Annotated in this window: 1 protein-coding gene; it reads right to left on the reverse strand. The window is 66.1% G+C overall.

Going from position 1 to position 386, the window contains the following annotated elements; translation table 11 throughout:
* Window positions 1-386, reverse strand: a 386-nt coding sequence (locus PQR02_RS40840) for a phage baseplate assembly protein V (RefSeq protein WP_408243456.1), incomplete at both ends; no start/stop codon positions are given.

A 386-nucleotide genomic window follows, 5' to 3' on the forward strand; every position in this document is an offset into this window, starting at 1 on the left:
CCCTTCAGCGACTGGCTGCGCCAGCCCGACAGCGCCTGGTTGTCGGGCAGCGTCCACGGCGGCTCGTGGAACTGGTTGGCCAGGCGGCCCACCACAAACGGTCTGTCCGGGTCGTTGTCGTGATAGCCGATCTCGACCTCATGCCCCACGCGCGGAATCCAGATCGCGCCATAACCCGCCCCCTGCCACGGCGACGACACCCGCAGCCAGCAGGTGGTGTAATGTTCCTTGCGGTCCCGCTCGCTCTCCCAGATGAAGCGCACCAGCACCCGGCCATAGCTGTCCGTCCACATCGGATATTTTCCGGGGCTCGTGACTACCGCCGTCTCGCCCGATGAGCGCGGCTTCTTCGCCTTCTGTGGCGTACGGAAGAACGTGTTGGCGGG

Origin of the sequence: Paraburkholderia sediminicola, assembly GCF_046026895.1 — a bacterium.
Lineage (GTDB): Bacteria > Pseudomonadota > Gammaproteobacteria > Burkholderiales > Burkholderiaceae > Paraburkholderia > Paraburkholderia sediminicola_C.